22 protein-coding genes are annotated in these 21140 nt (G+C 64.0%); 12 read left to right on the top strand and 10 right to left on the bottom strand.

All coding sequences use genetic code 11. From position 1 onward, the window contains the following. On the bottom strand, positions 1-1166 hold a 1166-nt coding region (locus AC1DMA_RS29430; protein ID WP_478146369.1), incomplete at its 3' end, for a cache domain-containing protein. Positions 1167-1363: 197 nt separating this feature from the next. Here AC1DMA_RS29430 and AC1DMA_RS29425 point away from each other — a divergent pair. Further along, entirely contained in the window at positions 1364-2389 is a 1026-nt protein-coding gene (locus AC1DMA_RS29425; RefSeq protein WP_478146368.1) for a tyrosine-type recombinase/integrase, read from the top strand. A 45-nt stretch (positions 2390-2434) separates the two neighbouring features. Here AC1DMA_RS29425 and AC1DMA_RS29420 read toward each other — a convergent pair whose 3' ends face one another. Continuing rightward, positions 2435-3073: a class I SAM-dependent methyltransferase gene (locus AC1DMA_RS29420; RefSeq protein ID WP_478146367.1), complete on the bottom strand. Its 639-nt coding sequence runs from the start codon at positions 3071-3073 to the stop codon at positions 2435-2437. 268 nt (positions 3074-3341) lie between these two features. Between AC1DMA_RS29420 and AC1DMA_RS29415 the strand changes: the two genes are divergently transcribed. Then, the gene (locus AC1DMA_RS29415) at positions 3342-3749 is read left to right on the top strand and encodes a hypothetical protein (RefSeq protein ID WP_478146366.1); all 408 of its coding nucleotides are present in this window, start codon (positions 3342-3344) and stop codon (positions 3747-3749) included. Between the two features lie 12 nt (positions 3750-3761). Here the strand turns inward: AC1DMA_RS29415 and AC1DMA_RS29410 are convergent, their stop codons facing one another. Beyond that, positions 3762-3965 carry a hypothetical protein gene (locus AC1DMA_RS29410; RefSeq protein WP_478128801.1) on the bottom strand — a complete coding sequence of 68 codons (204 nt, stop codon included), beginning with the start codon at positions 3963-3965 and terminating at the stop codon, positions 3762-3764. A gap of 180 nt (positions 3966-4145) precedes the next feature. On the opposite strand from AC1DMA_RS29410, the gene AC1DMA_RS29405 reads away from it, so the two are divergent. Continuing rightward, positions 4146-5075 (top strand): cation diffusion facilitator family transporter, encoded by a 930-nt coding sequence (locus AC1DMA_RS29405; protein WP_478128800.1) that lies wholly within the window; start codon positions 4146-4148, stop codon positions 5073-5075. Here the strand turns inward: AC1DMA_RS29405 and AC1DMA_RS29400 are convergent. The 7 genes from AC1DMA_RS29400 to AC1DMA_RS29370 all read right to left on the bottom strand — a co-directional run bounded on the left by AC1DMA_RS29400 (position 5072) and on the right by AC1DMA_RS29370 (position 11568). Continuing rightward, entirely contained in the window at positions 5072-6091 is a 1020-nt protein-coding gene (locus AC1DMA_RS29400) for an ABC transporter permease (protein WP_478146365.1), read from the bottom strand. The two genes, AC1DMA_RS29405 and AC1DMA_RS29400, sit on opposite strands and share 4 nt — an antisense overlap. After that, a complete protein-coding gene (locus AC1DMA_RS29395; protein ID WP_478146364.1) occupies positions 6091-7086 on the bottom strand; it encodes an ABC transporter permease in 996 nt (331 codons plus the stop codon). Before AC1DMA_RS29395 ends, AC1DMA_RS29400 begins: the two co-directional genes overlap by 1 nt. After that, positions 7079-8563: a sugar ABC transporter ATP-binding protein gene (locus AC1DMA_RS29390; protein ID WP_478146363.1), complete on the bottom strand. Its 1485-nt coding sequence runs from the start codon at positions 8561-8563 to the stop codon at positions 7079-7081. Before AC1DMA_RS29390 ends, AC1DMA_RS29395 begins: the two co-directional genes overlap by 8 nt. 3 nt (positions 8564-8566) lie before the next feature. Further along, on the bottom strand, positions 8567-9568 hold the full coding sequence (locus AC1DMA_RS29385) for a substrate-binding domain-containing protein (protein ID WP_478128796.1): 1002 nt from the start codon (positions 9566-9568) through the stop codon (positions 8567-8569). Between the two features lie 139 nt (positions 9569-9707). After that, positions 9708-10739 (bottom strand): aldo/keto reductase, encoded by a 1032-nt coding sequence (locus tag AC1DMA_RS29380; protein WP_478146362.1) that lies wholly within the window; start codon positions 10737-10739, stop codon positions 9708-9710. Between the two features lie 98 nt (positions 10740-10837). Continuing rightward, the gene (locus tag AC1DMA_RS29375; protein ID WP_478146361.1) at positions 10838-11203 is read right to left on the bottom strand and encodes a hypothetical protein; all 366 of its coding nucleotides are present in this window, start codon (positions 11201-11203) and stop codon (positions 10838-10840) included. Positions 11204-11403: 200 nt separating this feature from the next. Then, on the bottom strand, positions 11404-11568 hold the full coding sequence (locus AC1DMA_RS29370; protein ID WP_478128793.1) for a hypothetical protein: 165 nt from the start codon (positions 11566-11568) through the stop codon (positions 11404-11406). Positions 11569-11789: 221 nt separating this feature from the next. On the opposite strand from AC1DMA_RS29370, the gene AC1DMA_RS29365 reads away from it, so the two are divergent. The 9 genes from AC1DMA_RS29365 (at position 11790) to AC1DMA_RS29325 (ending at position 21135) form a co-directional block, all read left to right on the top strand. Then, positions 11790-12152: an ArsR/SmtB family transcription factor gene (locus AC1DMA_RS29365; RefSeq protein ID WP_478128792.1), complete on the top strand. Its 363-nt coding sequence runs from the start codon at positions 11790-11792 to the stop codon at positions 12150-12152. After that, entirely contained in the window at positions 12124-12618 is a 495-nt protein-coding gene (locus tag AC1DMA_RS29360; protein WP_478128791.1) for an SRPBCC family protein, read from the top strand. The genes AC1DMA_RS29365 and AC1DMA_RS29360 overlap by 29 nt, the downstream gene beginning before the upstream one ends. Next, positions 12615-13220, top strand: a complete 606-nt coding sequence (locus tag AC1DMA_RS29355) for a glutathione S-transferase family protein (RefSeq protein ID WP_478146360.1) — start codon at positions 12615-12617, stop codon at positions 13218-13220. The genes AC1DMA_RS29360 and AC1DMA_RS29355 overlap by 4 nt, the downstream gene beginning before the upstream one ends. A gap of 132 nt (positions 13221-13352) precedes the next feature. Then, positions 13353-14309, top strand: coding sequence for a TauD/TfdA dioxygenase family protein (locus AC1DMA_RS29350; RefSeq protein WP_478146359.1), 957 nt, complete (start codon positions 13353-13355; stop codon positions 14307-14309). Between the two features lie 29 nt (positions 14310-14338). Next, a complete protein-coding gene (locus AC1DMA_RS29345; RefSeq protein WP_478146358.1) occupies positions 14339-15682 on the top strand; it encodes an ABC transporter substrate-binding protein in 1344 nt (447 codons plus the stop codon). Positions 15683-15692: 10 nt separating this feature from the next. Next, positions 15693-16601 (top strand): carbohydrate ABC transporter permease, encoded by a 909-nt coding sequence (locus tag AC1DMA_RS29340; RefSeq protein ID WP_478146357.1) that lies wholly within the window; start codon positions 15693-15695, stop codon positions 16599-16601. A 31-nt stretch (positions 16602-16632) separates the two neighbouring features. Further along, positions 16633-17481 carry a carbohydrate ABC transporter permease gene (locus AC1DMA_RS29335; RefSeq protein WP_478146370.1) on the top strand — a complete coding sequence of 283 codons (849 nt, stop codon included), beginning with the start codon at positions 16633-16635 and terminating at the stop codon, positions 17479-17481. A gap of 5 nt (positions 17482-17486) precedes the next feature. Continuing rightward, a complete protein-coding gene (locus tag AC1DMA_RS29330) occupies positions 17487-18554 on the top strand; it encodes an ABC transporter ATP-binding protein (protein WP_478146356.1) in 1068 nt (355 codons plus the stop codon). 154 nt (positions 18555-18708) lie between these two features. Beyond that, positions 18709-21135: a tachylectin-related carbohydrate-binding protein gene (locus AC1DMA_RS29325; RefSeq protein WP_478146355.1), complete on the top strand. Its 2427-nt coding sequence runs from the start codon at positions 18709-18711 to the stop codon at positions 21133-21135. Positions 21136-21140: the final 5 nt, after the last annotated feature.

Genomic DNA, 21140 nt, shown 5'->3' with positions numbered 1-21140 from the left:
GCTTCGACTGCTGCGTTCAATGCAAGGATGTTCGTCTGGAATGCAATGCCGTCGATCACGCCGATGATGTCCACGATCTTGCGCGACGATGCATTGATGGAGCCCATCGTGTCGACCACCTGCGAGACGACACTGCCGCCCTTGACCGCTACTTCGGAAGCGGACACCGCAAGCTGATTGGCTTGGCGCGCGTTGTCGGCGTTCTGCTTGACGGTCGAGGTGAGCTCTTCCATCGAAGCGGCGGTCTGCTCCAGCGAGCTCGCCTGCTCTTCGGTGCGCGAGGACAAGTCCTGATTGCCCGTGGCGATCTGGCTCGATGCCGTCGCGATGGTGTCCGTGCCCGTACGCACTTCGGCCACGATCTTTGCGAGATTGCTGCGCATGTGCTCGACTGCATGCATGAGGCTCGATTCGTCGCCTGCGTTGACGCGGATGTCCGCCGCAAGATCACCGTCTGCAATGCGGCGCGCCACTTCGACAGCGGTTGCCGGTTCGCCGCCCAGCTGCCTGAGCATCGCGCGCCGGATGATCCAACCGAGAGCCAGCAGGAGCACCGCCAGCAGGAGTGTGACGAGAGAGAAGTTCACCAGCCGTCCGAGGATGGTGGTGTTCACGGTGTCCACGTAGACGCCCGACCCGACGATCCAGCCCCAGGGCTTGAAGCCCTTGACATACGACACCTTGGGCACCGGCTTCTCGCTGCCAGGCTTGGGCCAGTCGTAGGCCACGAACCCCGCGTCCTTCGCCTTGACCGTGTTCACGAACTCGGTGAAGAGCTTCAACACGGACAAGTCCTTGCGTTGCGAGAGGTCCGAGTTTTCGAGCGCCGGGGTGATCGGATGCATCAGAACCAGCGGCCCCATGTCGTTCACCCAGAAATACTCCTTGTCGTTGTAGCGCAGGCCGCGAAGGGACTGCAACGCCTGCTCCTTGGCCTGTGCTTCGCTCAGCTGGCCTTTCTCCGAGAGGCCGTGGTAGTAGGCAACGAGGCCGTAGGCAGTCTCGACGGTCTGGCGGACGCTGGCCTGCCGCTCTTCCATGATGAGCTTCTGCTCGGAATGAAGAAACAACCCTGTCAGGGCGATGACGCCGACGATGGCGCCGCAGACGAGCATGCCAAGCATTCGCGCAATGCTCATGGATGGGGAGTTCGGCGACTCTGGCATGAAATGCTCTTTGGGTGAATTGATCGGGTTGTCTCGTCCGTTGTTATCGGCAGTCGCCAGTGGGTGTTGAAGGGCTGAGTGGTGCCGAACGCCGTACTTTCTGTAATACGCTAACGGACTTCCGATCAAGTCCAAACCGCAAAATCCCAAATACGCCATCTAGAATCAACCCAACATCAAAGGCCGTTAGCGTATTCATGACGCCGATTTCTCTCTTCGACGAAGCACCCGCTGAAACCCATCGCCTCGCATTCGAGCGATGGCTCGATGCGCACCGGGCCTCAGGCTCGATGCGTCGGCCCGCTTCGATTCAGGTCTATCGAGACATGTGGGGCGCGTTCACCGCCTGGTGTCTGGGCCAGTCCCCTGCCGTCACACTGGCCTCGCTCGATCTGCAAGATCTGCAGGCCTTTCAGTCCGCGCGTTTCGGGCGCAAGAGTTCGGACCTTTCGCTCTCGCCCCGCCATGCACTGAAACTGGTGCGGCTGATCGATCGCGTGCTGCGGCACCATGCCGCCGAGACCGACACGCCGCCGAACACGGCAGCGCACGACTGGCTCGCCGCGCATCCCGAGGTGCGCTATGCCGAGTCGGCACACGCCGATCCATTGCCCGAGTTTCTGTCCGTGGCCGAAGCCCGTCTCCTGATCGCCTTTCTGTCCAACGCCCGGCCGCGGCCGGGCCTTTCGGCAGCGCGGAGGGACAGCCATGCGGCTCTCACCTGGCAAGAACTTCGCAATCGCACCTCGGTGGCGTTGCAGTTGGGCGGCGGACTGACGCCCGGCGACGTGCGCGTGCTGACGCTGGCCTCGCCCATATCGCGCGGAGGGCAGGTCCGGGACCGTCCCTGGAAAGTGGCAGTGCCGGGCGACGGCAATTCGCTGGCGCGGGAGACACCGATCGCGGCCTGGGCGGGTGAACTGCTTCAGCACTGGCTGCACGTTCGTGCGAGTTCGCGCATCGAGGGAGGCTTTCTGTTTCCGTCGACGCGCAGCGGAAAGCCATGGGGCAAGGAGTCCCAGTACAAGTGCGCCAAGGCCGTGCTGGAAGATGCCGGCATCGACAGCCGCGAGGGTGGCTCGTTCCGCCTGCGGCATACCTTTGCGCTGCGGCAACTGCGCCGTGGCTTCGAGCCCGAGGCCGTCGCGCGTTGGCTCGGTGTTGAGCCTGCGGTCATGGACCGCTACCGACGCGTGGTGGCCACTCCCATCGACATCGCCTGAAACGGGCGGCGCCAATGTGGACATGCCCGGGATTCACGCCGGTGGCTATGAGGCACGATTGCGAAGCACGACAAGCCGCGAAAGATCCAGCAGGTTGACCGATTCGACATCCACCAATTCCCAATCGTAGGAGAGCACCTGCTCCTCGAAGCGAAAGTCGGAACGAAACCCCACATGTGCCGCAGCGGAGCGGATGGAGCGTTCGAGCAACCACCAGAACTTGCTTCCGCTGAAGTGATTGAGGATGAAGATGGTGCCGTCGGGCTTGCAGACTCTGCGGATCTCTCGCACCAGTTCGGCCGGATGGGGCGTGACGGACAGCACATAGGGCACCGTGACACAGTCGAACGTCGCATCGGCAAAACTCATCCGCTCCGCATTCATCTGCGCAATGCGAATGTCGTGATGCTCAAGACGCGCGGCGCGCTCGCGCGCTCGCGCGAGCATTTGAGGCGACAGATCGATGCCCACGATGCGAGTCTTTGCAGGGTAGCTCGCGAGAGCGAGCCCTGTGCCCACGCCGACTTCCAGCAGCGAAGCCGGCCCGAGTTGACTCACCCGCTCGCCCATGCGCTTGCGCCCTGGTTCCAGCACCTGGCCGAAGAGCAGGTCGTACAGGGGCGCCGCCTGGTTGTAGACGCGCTTGACGCCAGATTCGCAGATCTGCACTTGAGTACGCTTCATCGGCCAACTTGCTGGCGGCGCCGGCTCCTGGCGCGCGTTGCTCGTCGCACGGGCGAGTTGCTGTTGCTCTGCGCGGCTCCTGTCTCTCATAGCGTCCTTTCAGCGGTTCGCAAGAAGCTGTGCCGACACAAAGCCGGGCAGTGTCGGACGCCYCCGATTTCCGATGAAGACGTTGCTCCCCTCTCCGACATGGCGTGTGCTCCGCTTCTCACACCGGGCAGACTCAGCATTGCCAGATTGGGTGGGGTCATCCATAGAAAGGAAAGCCATGGCCACCAGCAGCCTCCTCGGCGGCGAGCATGCTTCGCCCAAGCCCTCAGGCACGGACATCGATGCGCTCGGCCCCAGCGACAGCAGCGACAGCGGCAGCGACGTCCAGACAGATCGAAACCATTCCGCGCTCCCCGACCAGAGTTCCGAAGGCGCCTTGCCGATCGCGCACGAAAGCGATACCGCTGCCTCCGGCACCGGCGAACTGGCATCGGCGGACACGAGCGCGCCGGAAGAAAACGCGGACATCCTGCCTGATCGCGTCGGCTACGTGCCCGGCGATGGCGGGAGCGCAGACGGCATTGCCGACGAAGATGCCGCGCAGCCCGACCAACTCGCGGTGCCCGAAGGCGATCGCTCCGATGAAGACGAAGACGAAGACGAAGACGACGATGACACCGCGTGACCTCGAGATGACTCAGCGGGTCTCTTCGGCCTCGGGCTTGTCTCCGCTCTCCGGCGCGCGCGATGGGTCGTCCTTGGCGCGCTCCGGGCGGGGTTTGCCTTGGGATTTGTCTGTCAATTTGCCGGTCGTGGACGTCTCCGAGTCCTGCCTCGCGCCGCCCGTGTCTCTCGCTTGATCTGCTTGGCCGCCTTGCGGCTTGCCGCCGGGGACTGTCATCCTTGCTGCTCCTTTAAGGCTTTGGAGTGTCAAGGCACAGTCCGGCGCGCCGGACGCGGTGGGCGTAGGAAATCCGCGCATCGCATTACCGGACTGTTCGACGTCGAGCGGTTCCGCCTGCCAAACCGGCAGGCGCCTACATCCCCGGCTTGCGATTCCGGATAGCTTTGCAGCACTCCCATGGCCGAATCCAAACTCGCCGTCTACGGTGCCATTGCGGCGAACGTCGCGATCGCGACCACCAAGTTCATCGTCGCCGGCATCACGGGCAGCTCGGCCATGTTGTCCGAAGGCGTCCACAGTGCCGTCGACACCTTCAACGGCATCCTGCTGCTGGTGGGCCTGCGGCTGAGCAAGCGTCCGGCGACGGACGAGCATCCATTCGGCCACGGCAAGGAGTTGTACTTCTGGAGCCTGATCGTCGCGGTGCTCATCTTCGGACTGGGCGGCGGAGCTTCCTTCTACGAAGGCTTCCAGCACATCGCCCAGCCTGAGCCCATGCGGGACCCCACCTGGAACTACGTCGTACTGGCCGCCGCTGCCCTGTTCGAGGGGTCGAGCTTCGCGATTGCACTCCGGCAATTCAGGAAAGAGGCCGGCGCCCGGCCTTTCTGGCGCGCACTGCATGCGAGCAAGGATCCGACCACCTACACAGTGCTGGCCGAAGATTCCGCGGCGCTTCTGGGTCTCGCGATCGCGGCGGCGGGCGTGTATCTGAGTCATCGACTCGGCATGCCGGAGCTCGACGGTGTGGCATCGCTCCTCATCGGGCTCCTGCTGGCGGGCGTCGCGGTGCTGCTGGTCCGCGAATCGCGCGGGCTCTTGATCGGCGAAGGTGTGCGCCCGGAGACCGCACGAGCCATTCGCGCCATGGCACGCGAGCAGCCCGGCGTGCATGCGGTCGGGCGCGTCCTGTCGATGTATCTGGGGCCGAGCGAGGTGCTGGCGGTGATCGATCTCGACTTCGATGACGGCACCTCGACCGAGGAGGCCGGCGATGCCATTGCCGCGATCGAAGCTCGCGTGCGGTCGCGCTATCCGATGATCAAGCGCCTCTTCATCGAGGCAGGCGCTGCCGCTTCAAGCGAATCGGCGCCTGCCGTTCACTAGGGCGTGGTGCGCATGACGGCCGTGGATTCGCGCGGGCTGGAGGCCTGGAGCCGCTCCAGCAGCACCCCGAGCGCCGTCACCACGATGATCAGCGTTCCCCAGATGGCCAGGGTCAGGAAGGGGCTGAAGTCGAGCAGGTTGAAGGCAGACGAAATCACCTGCAGGATGATCAGGGCCATGATCAGCCCGCCCACCTTGCCGAAGCCGCCGAACGGGTCCACGCCCCCCAGCACGGCCGCCAGGATGGTCACGAGCAGATAGCTCTCGCCGTAGCTCGCGTTGGCCGAGTTGAAGCGAGCCATCATGACCAGCGCCGCCACCATCGCGAGAAGGCTCGACAGCACGTACACGCCCAGCAGAACACGCCGCGTATCCACGCCCGAATAGCGTGTGGCCTTCTCACTCGATCCGATCATGTAGAGCTTGAGGCCGAACGGGCTCTTGCCGAGCATGACCGCCATCGGCACGCACAGCGCCAGAAAAATGAGGAGCGCCACCGGCACACCCAGCAGCGTTCCGTTGCCGAGGAACACGATCGACTCCGGGAAGCCCGAGATCACGTTGCCGCGAGTGAGGCCGATCGACAGGCCCTTGCACATCGTCATCGTGCCGAGCGTGGCGAGGATGGGCGACACCCCCAGCCACGCAATGATGAAGCCGTTGATGAGGCCAACCAGAAGCGCCACGCCAAGGCCGGCAAGGACGGCGATGACCTGCCATGCGACCACCATGGAGCCTTGCGCGCCGGGCACGTGCGTGGTCAGCACCCAAGCCATCGCGAGTGCGCACAGGTTGGCGCAGGCGATGATCGACAGATTGAGTCCGCCCGAGAGCAGGGTGACCATCATCGCCAGCGACAGGATGCCCAGCTCGGGCAGCTGGAAGGCCATCGACTGCAGCGCGCCCACACTGAAGAAGCGGTCGCCCAGCAGCAGGCCGAACAGCGCGAGCAGCGCCACCAGCACCAGCGAAAGCATCGGCACGGTGCCCCCGTGCAGGAAGCGTCGGAAGCTCATCAATTGATCGCCTTTGCCGCGCGGCGCCGGCGCTCCGACCAGGCGGTCATCGAGACCGCCACCAGGATCGTCAATCCCACGAACCATTGGTTCCAGTAAGACGACACACCGATGAGCACCAGCCCGTTCTGCAGGATCGCCAGCAGCGCCACGCCCAGCATCGCACCCCAGACGGTGCCCACGCCACCCGTGAGGCTGGCCCCGCCCAGCACCACCGCCGCCAGCACGTCCAGTTCCTTGCCGACCAGCACCGTTGGCGTGACCGACTGCGCGAGTTGCGCCTGCACGAGCGACGCAACGCCGGCGACGAAGCCAAGATAGCCATACACCAGCAGGTTGAGCCGGAACATGTGAAAGCCGAGCCGTTGCGCCGCTTCCTTGTTGCCGCCCATGGCGTAGATCTGTCGACCGATGTTGGTCCGGTTGAGCAGCAGCCATGCGGCCGCGAAAGACAGCACCAGCACGATGATCTGCAGGTTCAGCGCATAGGGCACGCCGCCTGCGTCTTCCTGCTCGAACCACCAGATGCCGTCGCGGAAGAACTTGGGGAGCGAAGTGATGTACTTCCCGCCGGTGGTGAAGATCAAGAGGCCATAGAAGATGTTGAGCGTCGCGATCGACACAATGATCGACGAGATGCGCAGCTTCGTGATGAACACTGCATTGATGAGCCCGCACATCAGCCCGACCGCCGCTGCAATGGCGAACAGTGGCACCCAGCCGAGCCCATGCTTGATGCCGAGTGTCAGCGCTACGTATTGCGCCACCGATGCTGTCGCGGTGAACGAGATGTCGATGCCGCCCGACACCAGCACGACGAGCAGTCCCGAAGCCAGGATGCCGACGAAGGCATTGGAGGTGAGCAGGTCGTACGCGTTCTGCATCGTGAGAAAGCTGCTTGTCGCCAACGAGAGCACGAGCGACAGGACCAGGATCACCGCCAGCAGCCAGAACTCGTGGCTGCGAACAAAGCGCCTCGCGAAGCCGCTATGCATCGACCACCGCCTGCAACTGTGCCTCGGACGCCTCACCCGGCACGCATTCGCCCGCCATGCGTCCGCGGCGCATCACGAGCACGCGATGTGCGTGATAGAACACTTCCGGTATTTCGTCTGATATCAGCAGGATCGCCATGCCCTTCGCGGCCAGTGCGCGCATCACCTCATAGATCCCGTCCTTGGCTGCGATGTCGACGCCGACCGTCGGGCTGTCGAGGATCAGCAGCCTGGGCTGCGTCGCCATCCATTTTGCAAGCACCACACGCTGCTGGTTTCCGCCGGACAGCGTGCGCACCGCGTTGGCCGGATCCGGCGCCTTGATCGAGAGTTCGCGTATCCAGTGCTGCGCCGTGCGCTCGCGCGCAGGCTCCGGCACGAGGCCGATGCCATTGGCCAGCTTGTCGAGCACCGTCAGCAGGATGTTCGAGGCGATGGGCTGCTCCAGCACCAGGCCCAGGTTCAGCCGGTCTTCGGACACATAGGCGATGCCCTCCTCGATGGCTTGCGCGTTGCTCTTGAGCGCAAGCAGCTTGCCTTCCAGCCGGATCTCCCCGGAGGTGGGGCGGTTCATGCCGAAGAGCGAAAGCGCGAACTCGGTACGGCCAGAGCCGAGCAAGCCCGTGAGCCCGACGATCTCGCCAGCGCGAATGTCCAGGCTGATGTCTTCGTACTGCCCGCGGCGCGTGAGATGACGCACCGACAGCACCGTCTTTGCCTGAGGCATCGCCGACACGGAGGTCTGATAGGCAAACGCCTTTCCGGTCATGAGGTGCGCGAGCTTCCTGTCGTCCATCTCGGAGGCCGGGTAGTCGCCGACCTTCGCTCCATCGCGCAGTACCGTCACGCGCTCGGCAATCTTCATCACCTCATCGAGTCGGTGCGAGACAAAGACGATGCAGATCCCATGGCGCTTGAGATCGGCAACGAGGCGCACCAATGCGTCGACCTCGTGCCGCGACAGGGACGCGGTCGGCTCGTCCATGATCACCAGCTTCGCATCAGCGGCCATTGCGCGGCAGATCGCGACCAGCTGCCGGTTGGCAATGGACAAGTCTTCCACACGTGCATCCGGGTCGAGCGATGCGCCGATGCGCGCCATTGCCTCTGCGGCAGTGGCACGCAGGCGCTTCCAGTTGACCGTCTGCAACGGCCCCAGGTGAGTGGCGACGGAGATGTTCTCCGCAACGGTCAGGTTCGGAAACAGCGACAGGTCCTGGTAGATCACCTGAATGCCTGACGCCGTCGATTGCACCGGATCGAGATGCAGGTACTCCCGCCCGTCGATGGCGATGCGCCCGCCCGGTTCCGGAGCCAGCACGCCCGCGATGATCTTGATCAGCGTCGACTTGCCCGAACCGTTTTCACCGACCAGGCAGTGCACTTCGCCCGCCGGCAACGTCAGATCGACATTGCGCAGCGCGACGACGCCGCCGAAGTGCTTCGAGATGCCCCGCAGTTCGAGGAAGTTGGCCAAGCCCTAGAGCCCACCGGCGATCAGGCCCGCGATCGTGTCGTTGTTGATCCGCATGATCTTGTCGACCTTGATCAGCTTGCCGGGCACGTCGACCGAAGCCTTGCCCAGGCCGGGGATCTCCACGCCGTCGGTGATCGGCTTGCCGTCCACCACCAGGCGGGCGACCGCGACCATTGCATAGCCTGCATCCGTCGGGTTCCAGAGGAAGCCCTCGCGGATGATGCCGTCGGCGATGAGGTCCTTGGCCTGCGAAGGCAGCACCGTGCCGACGATGGCGATCTTCTTTCCAAGCCGCTTCTCGCGCACCGCATTGCCCGCACCGATCGGGCCGTTGGAGCCAAAGCCCAGGATGCCCTTGAGGTTCGGATAGGCCTTGATGACGTCGAGCGTCGTCTTGTAGGAAGAGTCGATCTCGTCCGCGCCCGGAAAGCGATCGGCCGCGAGCTTCATCTTCGGGTAGTTCGCCTTCTGGTAGGCGATCGCCGCGTCGGCCCACTTGTTGTGCAGCGGCGTGGTCAGCGTGCCCACGTACACGACGTACTCACCCGACTCGCCCATGTCCTTGGCGATGCGCTGCATCTGCACTTCGCCGAACTTGACCGAGTCGATGAGCTCCACATTCCAGTCGCGCCCGGCCTGCTCCGGACCTTCGTGCGTGATGACCTTGATGCCGGCCGCCTGCGCGCGCTTGAGCACTGGCTCGCACACCTTCACGTCGAGCGGCACCAGCCCGATCACGGTCACCTTTCGGGCGATCTGGTCTTCGAGCAGCTTGACCTGCTGTGCCGGATCGACATTGGCAGGCCCGACCATGGTGGCGTCGATGTTGAACTCCTTGCCACCCTTCTGGATGCCCTTCTCGACGGCGTTGAACCACGGGATGCCCGCGATCTTGACCACCGTGACCATGGTCGGGTTCGCCGCAAAGGCCATCCTCGCCGTGAGTCCGCTGGTTCCGGCCACGGCCGCGCTTCCCAATACCTTGAGAGTCTTGCGTCTGTTCACTGGATGTCTCCATGTAGTCCCGCTCATGGCAGGTTCTGTTTTCCTCCCAGGTCAAAACAGCAAGCTGAGCGATGCTAGTCCCGCCGCTGCCGGTTGACAACGGGGTCTGTACCGCGAAGACGCAAGCTCGAAGAGGCGCTCAGCCGACGGGCGCAGCCAGATTGAGCAGGCCGGCGGCCTGAAGGTCGCGCCACAGCGCAGGCGGCACCGCCTGGTCGGCATCGGCGGAGTTCGCCAGCGCCTCCTGCGGCGTCACACCGCCGAGCAGCACCGTGACGACGGCGGGATGCGCCATGGCAAAGTGCAGCGCGGCGCGGCGCAGCGGCGTGGCGTGCGTGGCGCAGATGGATTCGATCTTGCGCACGCGCGCCATGATCTCGTCCGGCGCGGCCCCATAGTCGAATTTGGCGCCAGGCATGGCACCCGTCGCGAGGATGCCGGAATTGAACACACCCGCCAACATGACGCCGAGGTTCTTCTCGAGCGCGAGCGGCAGGAATTCGTTCAGTGCGTCTTGAACCAGCAGCGAATAGCGCCCTGCCAATATCGCCACGTCGAAGTCCCCGGCCTTCGCGAACTTCACCGACACGTCCGACTCGTTGATGCCGAAGCCGATGGCTGCGACAGTCTTCTCGCTGCGCAGCTTGTCCAGGGCCTTGTAGGCGCCGTCCATCGCCTCCTTGAAGCGCACTGGGGCATCGACTGGACCGTGTGTCCACACGTCGCAATCGTGGATCAACAGGATGTCGAGTCGATCGAGCCCGGTGCGCAGCAAGGATTGTTCGACCGAGCGCATCGTGCCGTCGTAGGAATAGTCGAAGCGCGCGGCATGGGGGTGGCCTCCCGCGAAGCCGGGAGAAAAGACATCGGGGTTCTTCGGTGGCGGCCTGGAGAAGGGATCCATCACGCGGCCGACCTTGGTCGACACGATCACATCCTCGCGCGGCACGTGGCGCAGACCCGCACCGATGCGCGCTTCGGCGAGCCCGTTGCCATAGTGCGGAGAGGTATCGAACACGCGCACCCCGCTGGCGTAGGCCTGCTCAATGGTGACGATGCAGGTTTTCTCGTCGAGCAGCTCGTACAGGTCGCCCATCGGCGCCGTCCCGAGCCCAAGGGCCGAGAAGGCGAGTTCCGTTCCGTTGCGAGTCGTGAATCGACGTGACTGCATGGCATGTCTCCTCTTTGGGTGCCGGGTAATCAACCTCGGCCCAGAGAATAGCGCCAGACGGACGGGTTCGACACCCTTCCGTCATGCCATGCGGCGCGTCAGGGGTTCCTTGAAGATGTCGATTTCGCGGGGTCTCGCTTGCCGCGCACATCTTCTTCGTCGCCGACACGGTGCCCCTCGGTGACCGGGCCGTTGTAGACGGAATCGAGGACAGGGCCGCGGTCGGTATCGACACTCGTCACCGCGTCGTGATAGGCGGCTTTGCCGACGTGGTCCATTGACGCATTGCCCGGCTCCTGACTGCTGGCGGATTCGTCGATCTCGTTCGGTTGCTGTGGCACCGGCTTCTGAAGCCCCTGTCCGCTGGCTTGCGACCAGCGGGTTTCGCCAGGGGCAGCGGTTTGCTCGGACCTGGTCTTCGCACCGTGGGTTTCGGCTTTCGCGGCTGGATCTTTGCTGTTCATGTGTGGTCCTGTTGGGGCGCACGGGCTGAGACAAAGTCGCTCTAAGCCCGGCGAAACCTTCAGGCTGCGCCAACCGCGGCCGGATCCGGTAGGCGCGTATTTACAGCGTCCGTAGGAAATGTCGCGCGACCGCCAAGCAGGAGCGCGCGTCAACCCGAGATGGAGATGGGGAGATGTGCCCTGCAAAGCAGGTCGGCCATTCAGAGCACGGTTTCGCCCCGGATCACATCCGATGACCTGCGCAGCTGCGCGGCCAGAAGGCGTTCGAGGCGTGTGGGTGGCGTACGGTGCACGAGGAGATCGATGCCCCAGCCGACAGCCACCAAAGCGCCAAGTGCTGCAAGAGTGAAGATTGCTGATTCCATAAAGCCGGCTCCGTCGGTGTGCTCGCTGTCGCAGCGCGCACTTTGCCTGCGTCGGATCGCCCGCCGAAGGCATCAATGACACCTTCGGAAGTGACAAATTCACTTTTCGGACCCGGAGGGATTTGATAAGTCCCGATCGTCGAAAGGTATTGACGAAACGCTGCCTCTCGCATAATCTGCAGGTTATATAACATTTTGGTTATGCACAAGACCATCCGGCTATGCAAGAACAGGCACTGAACGCGGCGTTTGCCGCACTGGCGGACCCCACCCGAAGGGCCATCCTTTCGCGGCTCGCCCTGGGCGAAGCGAACGTCACGGAACTTGTCCAACCTTTCGAGCTGAGCCAGCCCGCGATGTCGAGGCATCTCAAGGTCCTGGAGGAGGCGGGACTGATCACGCGAGGCCGGGTGGCGCAGTCGCGTCCGTGCCGCCTCGCTCCCCAAGCGCTCAAGGAGATGGCCGATTGGCTCGACGGATACAGGGAGTTTTGGGCCGAGAGCTTTGACCGGCTCGATGGCTATTTGGACGAACTTCAGCAACTGGAGAATCAGCATGCAACTCACAAGACAAAACACCGTTGACGCGCGGGCCGACAACGAGCTTTCGATCACCCGCACGTTCAAGGCGCCGCGCAGCCTCGTGTTCAAAGCCTGGACCGAGCCCGAGCACTTGGCGCACTGGTCGGGGCCACTGGGTTTCACGACTCCGCACCACGAGATGGACCTGCGCGTCGGAGGGGTGTATCGCGCATGCCTGCGGGCGCCGGACGGCGTGGACCACTGGGTCAAGGGCAGCTATCGCGAAATCACGCCGCCCGAGCGGCTTGTGATGACGCACTGCTGGACCGATGCCGAAGGGCGCCCGACGGGTCCGGAGACCGTCATCACCGTCACCCTGACCGAAAACAACGGCGAGACACTGATGCGCTTTCATCAAGCGCTCTTCGAGACTTCCGCATCTCGCGACGGGCATTCGCAAGGTTGGTCGCAAAGCTTCGATCGACTCGTCGACTACCTCGGCAACGTTGCACCACGAGCGCAGTCATGAAGCTGTACTACAGCGAAACCATGAACCCGCGAAAGGCATGCGCCGCGGCTCGATACCTTGGCTCGCCTGTTGAGTTCGTCCGAGTGGATCTCCAGGCCGGCGAGCACAAGACGCCCGAATTCCTGAGTCTCAATCCAAACGGACGAGTCCCCGTCTTGCAGGATGGGCCAACGACGCTGTGGGAGGCCAACGCCATCATGTGCCGCCTTTCGGACAAGGCAGGCCGGGATTTCTGGCCCCATGACGAGCGGCAAGTCGAAGTGCTTCGATGGTTCAGCTGGGACTCCCAGCATTTCACGCGCCATGCCGGGACTCTTTATTTCGAGAACCTCATCAAACCGGCCATAGGCTTGGGTCCTGCCGATGTTGCCGTAGTCGAAGCAGCCACATCCAACTTTCGTACGGCTGCGGCGGTGCTGGAGTCTCACCTGGCTCGAAACAGCTATCTGGTAGGCGAGACGTTGACGGTCGCGGACTTCGCTGCCGCCGTGACCTTGCCTTATGCCGAGCAGATTCAATTGCCGCTCGGTGAGTTTCCGGCAATCCGAAGGTGGCATGAGCGGTTGAACGAGTTGCCCGCCTGGCGAGAACCCTTTCCCTGAAGCCATCCACTCGCAGCGAGGTGCTTCAGATGGTTTTCTCATTTCGAATCAACGATTCGGTCGTTTGGGAAACCGGGCCGCGACCACAGAATCGCGCGCTCCGATTCATCACCTTCTTCCGAGCACCATCCGATGAGCACCCATGCACCCTCCTCCAACGACACGAGCTTCGGCGATCTGCGGATTCGCCGGGTGGCCGGCCACATCGGCGGCGAAGTCGAGGATTTCCAGCTCCGTCCTGACCTGGCGCCGCAACAGATCGAGCAACTGAACGCAGCCCTGGTCAGGCACAAGGTTCTGTTCTTCCGCGGCCAAGGCCATCTCGACGACGCGTCGCACCAGGCTGTGGGCGCACGCTTCGGCCGCACGGTGTCGCACCCGACAGTGCCCTCGCCCGAGGGAACGCGGCTCTTCGAGCTCGATGCGTCCAAGGGCGGCGGCCGCGCCGACTCGTGGCACACCGACGTCACCTTCGTGGAGGCATTCCCGAAGATCTCGATCCTTCGCGCGGTGAAGATCCCGGCCTATGGCGGCGATACCGTCTGGGCCAACACCGCGCTCGCTTACGAGCGGCTGCCCGAACAGCTCAAGCAGCTCGCGGATCGGCTGTGGGCCGTGCACAGCAACGACTACGACTATGGCGCCGACCGCGTCCAGGTCGAGTCAGCGCGGCTCGACCATCACCGCAAGGTGTTCGTCTCGGCGGTGTTCGAGGCCGAGCATCCTCTCGTGCACGTTCATCCGGTGTCTGGCGAACGCGCGCTGCTCCTCGGCCACTTCGTGAAGAAGCTTGTGGGCCTGTCGAGCAGCGAATCGGCACGCATCTTCGAGCTGCTGCAGAACCGCGTGACACGGCTCGAGAACACAGTGCGTTGGAGTTGGCGGCAGGACGATGTGGCGATCTGGGACAACCGGGCCACGCAGCACTTCGCGATCAATGATTACGGAGACCAGCCGCGCCTCGTGCGGCGTGTGACGGTGCACGGCGAGCCGGCAGTGTCCATCGATGGCCATCGCAGCCGCACGCGAAGCCGCCCCGAAGCCATCAATGACGCACGCATCGATGAAGTCATCGTTGCCACCGCCTGAATTTCCCGTGACTCCGCAAGCCCTGACCCATGACCCATCCTGATTTTCAGCGCCGCCGTCTACTCCAGACCTCGGCCGCACTCGGCGCCAGCGCACTCCTGCCGCACATCGCCGGTGCCCAGGGCAGTGCCAAGAAGTTCGCAGGCGTCACGCTGAACGTCTCTACGTTCAGCGCGGCCTATCCCAAGCTGCTGCAGCAGTGGCTACCGGAATTCGAGGCGCTCACCGGTGCGAAGGTCAACTTCGATGCGCCATCGTTTCCGGTCTACAACCAGCGCGCGGACCTGGAACTCTCCACCAAGGGCTCTGCCTACGACGTCGTCAATGTCACGTTCATCTACTCGAGCCGCTGGATCAATTCGGGCTGGCTCACGCCGCTGGACGACTACATCCGAAACCCGAACCTCACGCCTGCGGATTGGGACATCAACGACTTCCTGCCCGGCGCGCGCGCGCCGGAGACCGGCAGGGACGGGAGGCTCTATGGCGTGCCATGGACGGCCGAAGCGCTGCTGACGGCATCGTCGCGCTTCGATCTCGTGGAGAAGGCCGGCCTGGCCTTTCCGGACACCACCGACGATCTGGTGAAGGTGCTGCGCGCCGTCAACAAAAAGGAGCGCGTGGCCGGCTTCGTCGCGGACAACCACTATGGCTGGACCTTCGTGCCCTATCTGCAAGCCTTCGGCGGCGACGTGTTCCGGAAGGCGCCGGACGATCTGTTTCCGACCCTTGATACGCCCGAAGCGATCGCGGCCGGCGAGTACTACGCCAACCTGCTGAAGGAGTTCGGTCCGGACGGGGCCATCACCTACCAACCCGACCAGGTGACGCAGGCGCTGAAGCTCGGGCGCGTCAACTTTACGGACGCCGGCCAGCTGTACCTGACGCAGCTCGGCGACCCGGCCATCAGCAAGACGGTCAAGACCGTCAAGTTCGGCCTCGTGCCGAAGGGGCCCGCGGGACGCTTCCCCGGCACCGCCGTGCACGGGCTCGGCATCCCGGCCGGTTCGAAGCAGAAGGAGGCCGCCTGGGCGTTCATTCAGTGGGCGCTGAGCAAGCAGATCACTTCGCGCGCGGTGGCGGCAGGCTATGGCTCGCCGGCGCGGCGCTCCAACATCGACTCGCCGGAGTTCCGCAGGAAGCAGGTCATCAACGGGAGCGACCTCGCGAAGCTGTCGCTCGACTCGATCGAGTTGGCGGCGAAATCGGGCCACATGAAGTACAGGACGGTCTCGGTCTATCCACAAGTCGACCAGCAGATCAACAAGGCGATCGAACTCATTGCGAGCGGCCAGCTCTCCGCGAAACAAGCCTTCCAGCAGGCCCAGGCGAACACCATCGCGGAACTGAAACGTGGCGGCGCCAAGCTGTAGCCGACTCGCCATGGCACATGCACTTCCCGCGGCGCATTGGCAGGCCGAGCGGCGCCGGGCGTTGCTGCTCGGCCTCTCGCCATCGCTGGTCGTCCTGCTGCTCATTACCCTGGTGCCGGCCGCGGCCCTGGTGGTCGCGAGCTTCACGCCGCTGAGCCTGACCGACCCTGTCGCAAGCTTTCGCTTCGATGACCCGCTGGTCAACTACCGGCAGTTGCTGCATGACGACCGGTTCCTGGCGTCTGCCCTCGTGCAGATCAAGCTTTCAGCGTCGAGCGTGCTCCTGCAGTTGATGGCTGGCCTCGGACTGGCCCTGCTGCTCAACGGCAAGTCGCGCCTGCTCGAAGGCATGCGCACGCTGTTCCTGATCCCGATGGTGCTGCCGCCAATCGTGGTCGCGCTGATCTGGAAGATCATGTACACGCCCGAGGTGAGCCCGATTCACCGCACGCTGGAGACACTCGGCTGGCCAATCCGCTCAGTGATAGCGAATCCGGACACTGCGCTGTGGGCCATCTCGCTGGCAGACACCTGGCAGTGGTTTCCCTTCACCATGCTGATGGTGCTCGCGACTCTGCAGATGATCCCGGACGATCCGATCGAAGCGGCCACATTGGAAGGCGCGAACCGCTGGCAACTGTTTCGCCACATCGTCCTGCCGTACCTCCGGCCCGTGCTGGTCGTGTGCGGCTTGTTTCGCCTGATCGACAGCTTCAAGGCGTTCCCGCTGATCTACGTCCTGACCAGCGGCGGCCCCGGATCGGTCACCGAAGTCACCAATTTCTACGGCTTCATCCAGGCCTTCAATTTTTCATACTGGGGCTATGCGAGCGCGATCGCGACCGTGATGCTGGCCGCGGTGTTCGTGCTGAGCTGGCTTGTGGGGCGGCTCGGCTGGAGTGACCATGACCGGCGCTAGTTCCGTGATCGACACCGCCGCCGTGCGGACCATGGGCTTCGACACGCCCCCTCCCCTTCGCGCGACTGAAGCAGGCTGGTTCTCGGCCCATGGACGCGCCATTGCAGTCTCGCTGTTGCTGCTGCTCGTGTTGTCGCCTTTTCTCTGGCTCGTTCAGCTGGCTTTTCGGCCCGCGGCCGACGTCTTCGATGAGCACCTCCTCTTTGTGCCCACTCTGGAGGGCTTTGCGAGCCTGCTGCAAGGCAATTTCCTGAAGTCCTTCTGGAACAGCCTGGTCGTGAGCGCGCTGTCGACCGGCTTCTCGCTGGTGCTCGGGGTGCCGGCGGCCTACGCGCTGACCCGCTGGAATTTCAAGGGCCGCGACCGCATCGCCCTCTGGATCCTGGTCACGCGCATGGCGCCGCCAATTGCATTCACCATCCCGTTTTTCCTCGCCTACCAGTACCTTGGGCTGCAGGACACGGTGATCGGCCTGGCGATCGTCTACCTGACTTTCAACCTCGCGATCGTCATCTGGCTCATGCAGACCTTCTTCGAAGCGGTGCCCGCCTCGCTGGAAGAAGCGGCATGGATCGACGGGTGCGGCATCTGGCAGGCCTTCTGGCGCGTCGCGCTGCCGCTCACTGCACCCGGGCTTGCGGCGACAGCGGTGCTGTGCTTCATCTTCTCGTGGAACGACTTCTTCTACGCACTCATCCTCACGCGTACCAACGCGATCACGGCGCCGGTGGCGATCGTCAACTTCCTGCAGTACGAAGGCTGGGAGTGGACCAAGATCGCCGCGAGCGGCACTCTGGTGATGTTCCCCGTGGTCATCTTCACCGTGCTGGTTCGCAAATACCTCGTGCGCGGCCTCACCGCCGGCGGCATCAAGGACTGACATTCATGGCTTCCATCCAGGTTCGCGGGCTCTTCAAGAAATTCGGCAATACGCCGGTGATCCGAGGCATCGAGCTCGACATCCATGACGGCGAGTTCGTTGCCCTCGTCGGCCCTTCGGGCTGCGGCAAGTCGACGCTGCTGCGCATGATCGCCGGGCTCGAGAGCATCGTCGAAGGCGAGATCGTGCTCGGCGATCGGCGCATCAACGACATGGCACCGCGCGATCGAGACGTCGCGATGGTGTTCCAGAACTGCGCGCTCTATCCGCACATGACGGTGGCGCAGAACCTCGGCTTCGGCCTGAAGATCCAGGGCCACAAGCCCGGCGAGATCGAGCGCCGCGTGCGGCAGGCCGCCGAGACGCTCGGGCTCGGCGGCCTGCTGCAGCGGCGACCGCGCGAGCTGTCAGGCGGCCAACGCCAGCGCGTGGCGATGGGCCGCGCCATCGTGCGCAAGCCGCAGGCCTTTCTCTTTGACGAGCCGCTGTCGAACCTGGACGCCAAGCTGCGCGTGCAGATGCGCACCGAGATCAAGTCGCTGCACCAGCGGCTCGGGACGACCACGGTCTACGTGACGCACGATCAGGTCGAGGCGATGACCATGGCCGATCGCATCGTCGTGCTCAGGGACGGACGGGTCGAACAGGTCGGCACGCCGCTGGAGCTCTATGACCGCCCTGCAAATGCCTTTGTCGCGGGCTTCATCGGTTCGCCGTCGATGAACCTGCTTGCAGGTCGGCTGCAGTTGGACGGGGCTCCACACGTGCTGACGGACGACGGACTGCAGCTCCCCCTTGCACAGGTTTCGCGCGGAGCCCATGGCGATCGCGTGCTGTATGGCGCCCGGCCGGAACACTTCACGATCGACGCGGAGCGCGGCGTAGCGGCTGACGTGGTGGTCGTCGAGCCCACCGGTTCCGAGACGCAGGTGGCGTTGCGATTCGGGGGCCAACAGGTGGTGGCGGCCTTTCGGGAGCGCATTGCCGCGCGCGCCGGAGACCGCCTGGCGCTTCGGCCGCTCGCGCATGAAGCGCATCTCTTCGATGCCGTCGGAGGACAGCGGCTCAACTGACAACATCGCATCCCTGCCGACGAACCGCCCGGACCTTCGCTTCGCCATAGGCCTTTTGCACACTGCCCGCCGCATTCGATCACTGCCATCATCAAACCTCGCAAGCAAACCTGCTTTCGCTTTGGGGCGGACATGCAGGGCAAGGAGGTATCTCGTGGCAACGACTATCGAAGCGCAAGGCGGAGCGAGGCTCGCTGCCGTTGACGAACACACCTCCGCCAGCCTCGTCGTTCAACCCACGGCTTCGCATCCGATGCCGCAGTTGATGTCCGGCGTCACTCAAGCTCATGCAGCGCCTGCATCCCTGGCGATCCAGTCGAATCTCGCCGCCGGCACCCTGCTGGCGACGCCGGACAGTTCTCTGGACGTCCTCGCCTTCGGTCGTCAGGCGGCCCAGTTCACTGCGCCCGCCAATCAAAAGCCCTTGGTCGAACCGACCGACAGCTTCATGGCGTACATCAATGCGAACCTCTACCTGCCGCAGGTCGAAGGCCCTGCCATCCAGGTGCCCGGAGCACTGCCACGCCGCGTGGACCATCGCGCCTGGCAAACCGATTTCCGAGTCAGCCAGGGCGGTCGCGGAACCTGCTGGGCTTTCGCGGGCTGCGCCGCGCTCGAGGCTGCGTATGCGCGCCAGGGCATTCATGTGAAGCTTTCGGAGCAATATCTCTTTCATATCTCGAAGGCGCACGAGAACCAGCGCGCGGGCGGCGGCATCAATTCGCTCATCGGCTTTCAGGGAAGCGCCGACGTCGTGCATCACATCAAGTATTGGTACCTGCCGATCTACGACTATGGGCCGTACATCGACCAGGGGCCGCTGCAGCAGCTCGCGGACTCGATCCCGGGCACGGGCGGCGGACTCGCCAATGCGGCCGGCGGCACGCTGGCGCAGGCTGACTGGTTCGAACACGACCTGCGCAACATTCCGCTGAATGCCTCGTGGTTCTGCCAGTACAGCGTGGACAACTTCAGCGTCATCACGAACTACACCGACAACGACCTGAAGAAGGTTCTGGCCGCGGGCTATGACGCCGTCATCGACGTGCCTGGCCACACGATGGTCTGCTATGGCTACGACGATGACCTCGGGGTATGGCTGATCAAGAATTCACAGGCATTGCCGGGCTTCCAGACGATGAAGTATTCGGGCGATCCGGTGTTCACGCTGACGAGGAATGCGGCCTACTACATCACCTCCGTGCGCGCGCCGCAGATCCAGTGGGGGCCGCTGTGGGTTGGCCGCTGGGAGATCGATCATGACGGCTGGCGCGGCCGGCTGGTGATTCGCCGCTATCTGGACATCCGAGCGGAATCTGGTCCGCCGCCCGCCAGCGCCCCGATCTCCCTGGGCACCTGGTATGGCCTCGATGGCGGCGTGCTGCCGGTGAGCGGCGGCTTCGTCGATGGCGGCCGGGGTCTCAGATGCAACATTGGCACGCAGCCTTTCGAGATCTATCTGCACTCCAGCGATCCTTACCGTGCCGCGGGCCGATGTCTCTGGAACAACATCTGGTTCGGCGTGGTGATGTCGCGCGGGACCGAGCTCGGCGCCGGCGCGGCATTCGACCGCAGCGAAACGATCGGCCTGTGGGACACGGTGCACGATGGCTGGAAGGGCCAGGTGCGCGTGGGCGTCGACGCCAGCTACAAGCAGGCCGCCGATGGTGTGGCGCGCGCTGCGTGGATCGATGCAGCCCCCGCGAATGCATTGCACCAAGTCGACCTGCACGTGGACTTCGGCGGCGACAACCGCAACCAGCACTTTCAGCTGCTGCATCACACGCGCGAAGATGGCCTGATGGGCGGCGTCACTCAATGGAGCCAGCGCGACTGGCCGGTCGAAGCGAGGATGTCGGCCAATTTCTATGTCGTTCGCGATGACGGCACGCTCAACTGGTATCGCCATCTCGGACGCTACACCCGGAGCTTCGATTGGGACCCGCCGAAGGCTGTCGGCACCGGATGGAACGGCTTTCACTCGATGTTCGGTGGTGGCGATGGCGTCATCTACGCCATCCGAAACGACGGCGTGCTGCTCTGGTACTACCACGAGGGCCGCAACCAGGGCGCCTTCCAATGGAATGGACCCAAGGAAGTGGGCACCGGCTGGAGCCAACTCTCCCGCGTGTTTGCCGGTCCGGGCGGAGTGATCTACGCTGTGAAGTCCAACGGCGACCTGGTGTGGTATCGCCATCTGGGGCGGCGCGACGGCGCCTTCTCATGGGAGGGGCCCTACACCGTCGGCTCAGGGTGGAACGCCTTCACCGACGTGACGGGGACACCCGGCGGGTCCATCTATGCACTGACGCCGGACGGCCGGCTGCTGTGGTACAGACACTATGGCCTTGACCATGGCTATCCCGTCTGGGTCGGCGCCGTTCAGGTCGGCGTGGGTTGGCAGGCGTTCGACCGCATCTGGGCGGCAGGCAACGGCTTCGTCTACGGCCGCAATCGCAATGGTCAGCTCTGGGTCTGGCGGCACCACGGTTTCGAGACAGGCGCGGGCGATTGGACGTCGGGGGTGCAGGTGGGAACGGGCTGGGGAGGCCAGGGAGTTCGGGACGTGCTCTTGACCTGATGCCT

It is taken from the genome of Variovorax sp. 05N34 (genome assembly GCF_056397405.1).
The sequence above is the reverse complement of the archived record's forward strand: the minus strand, read 5'-3'. Positions and strand labels throughout refer to the sequence as shown.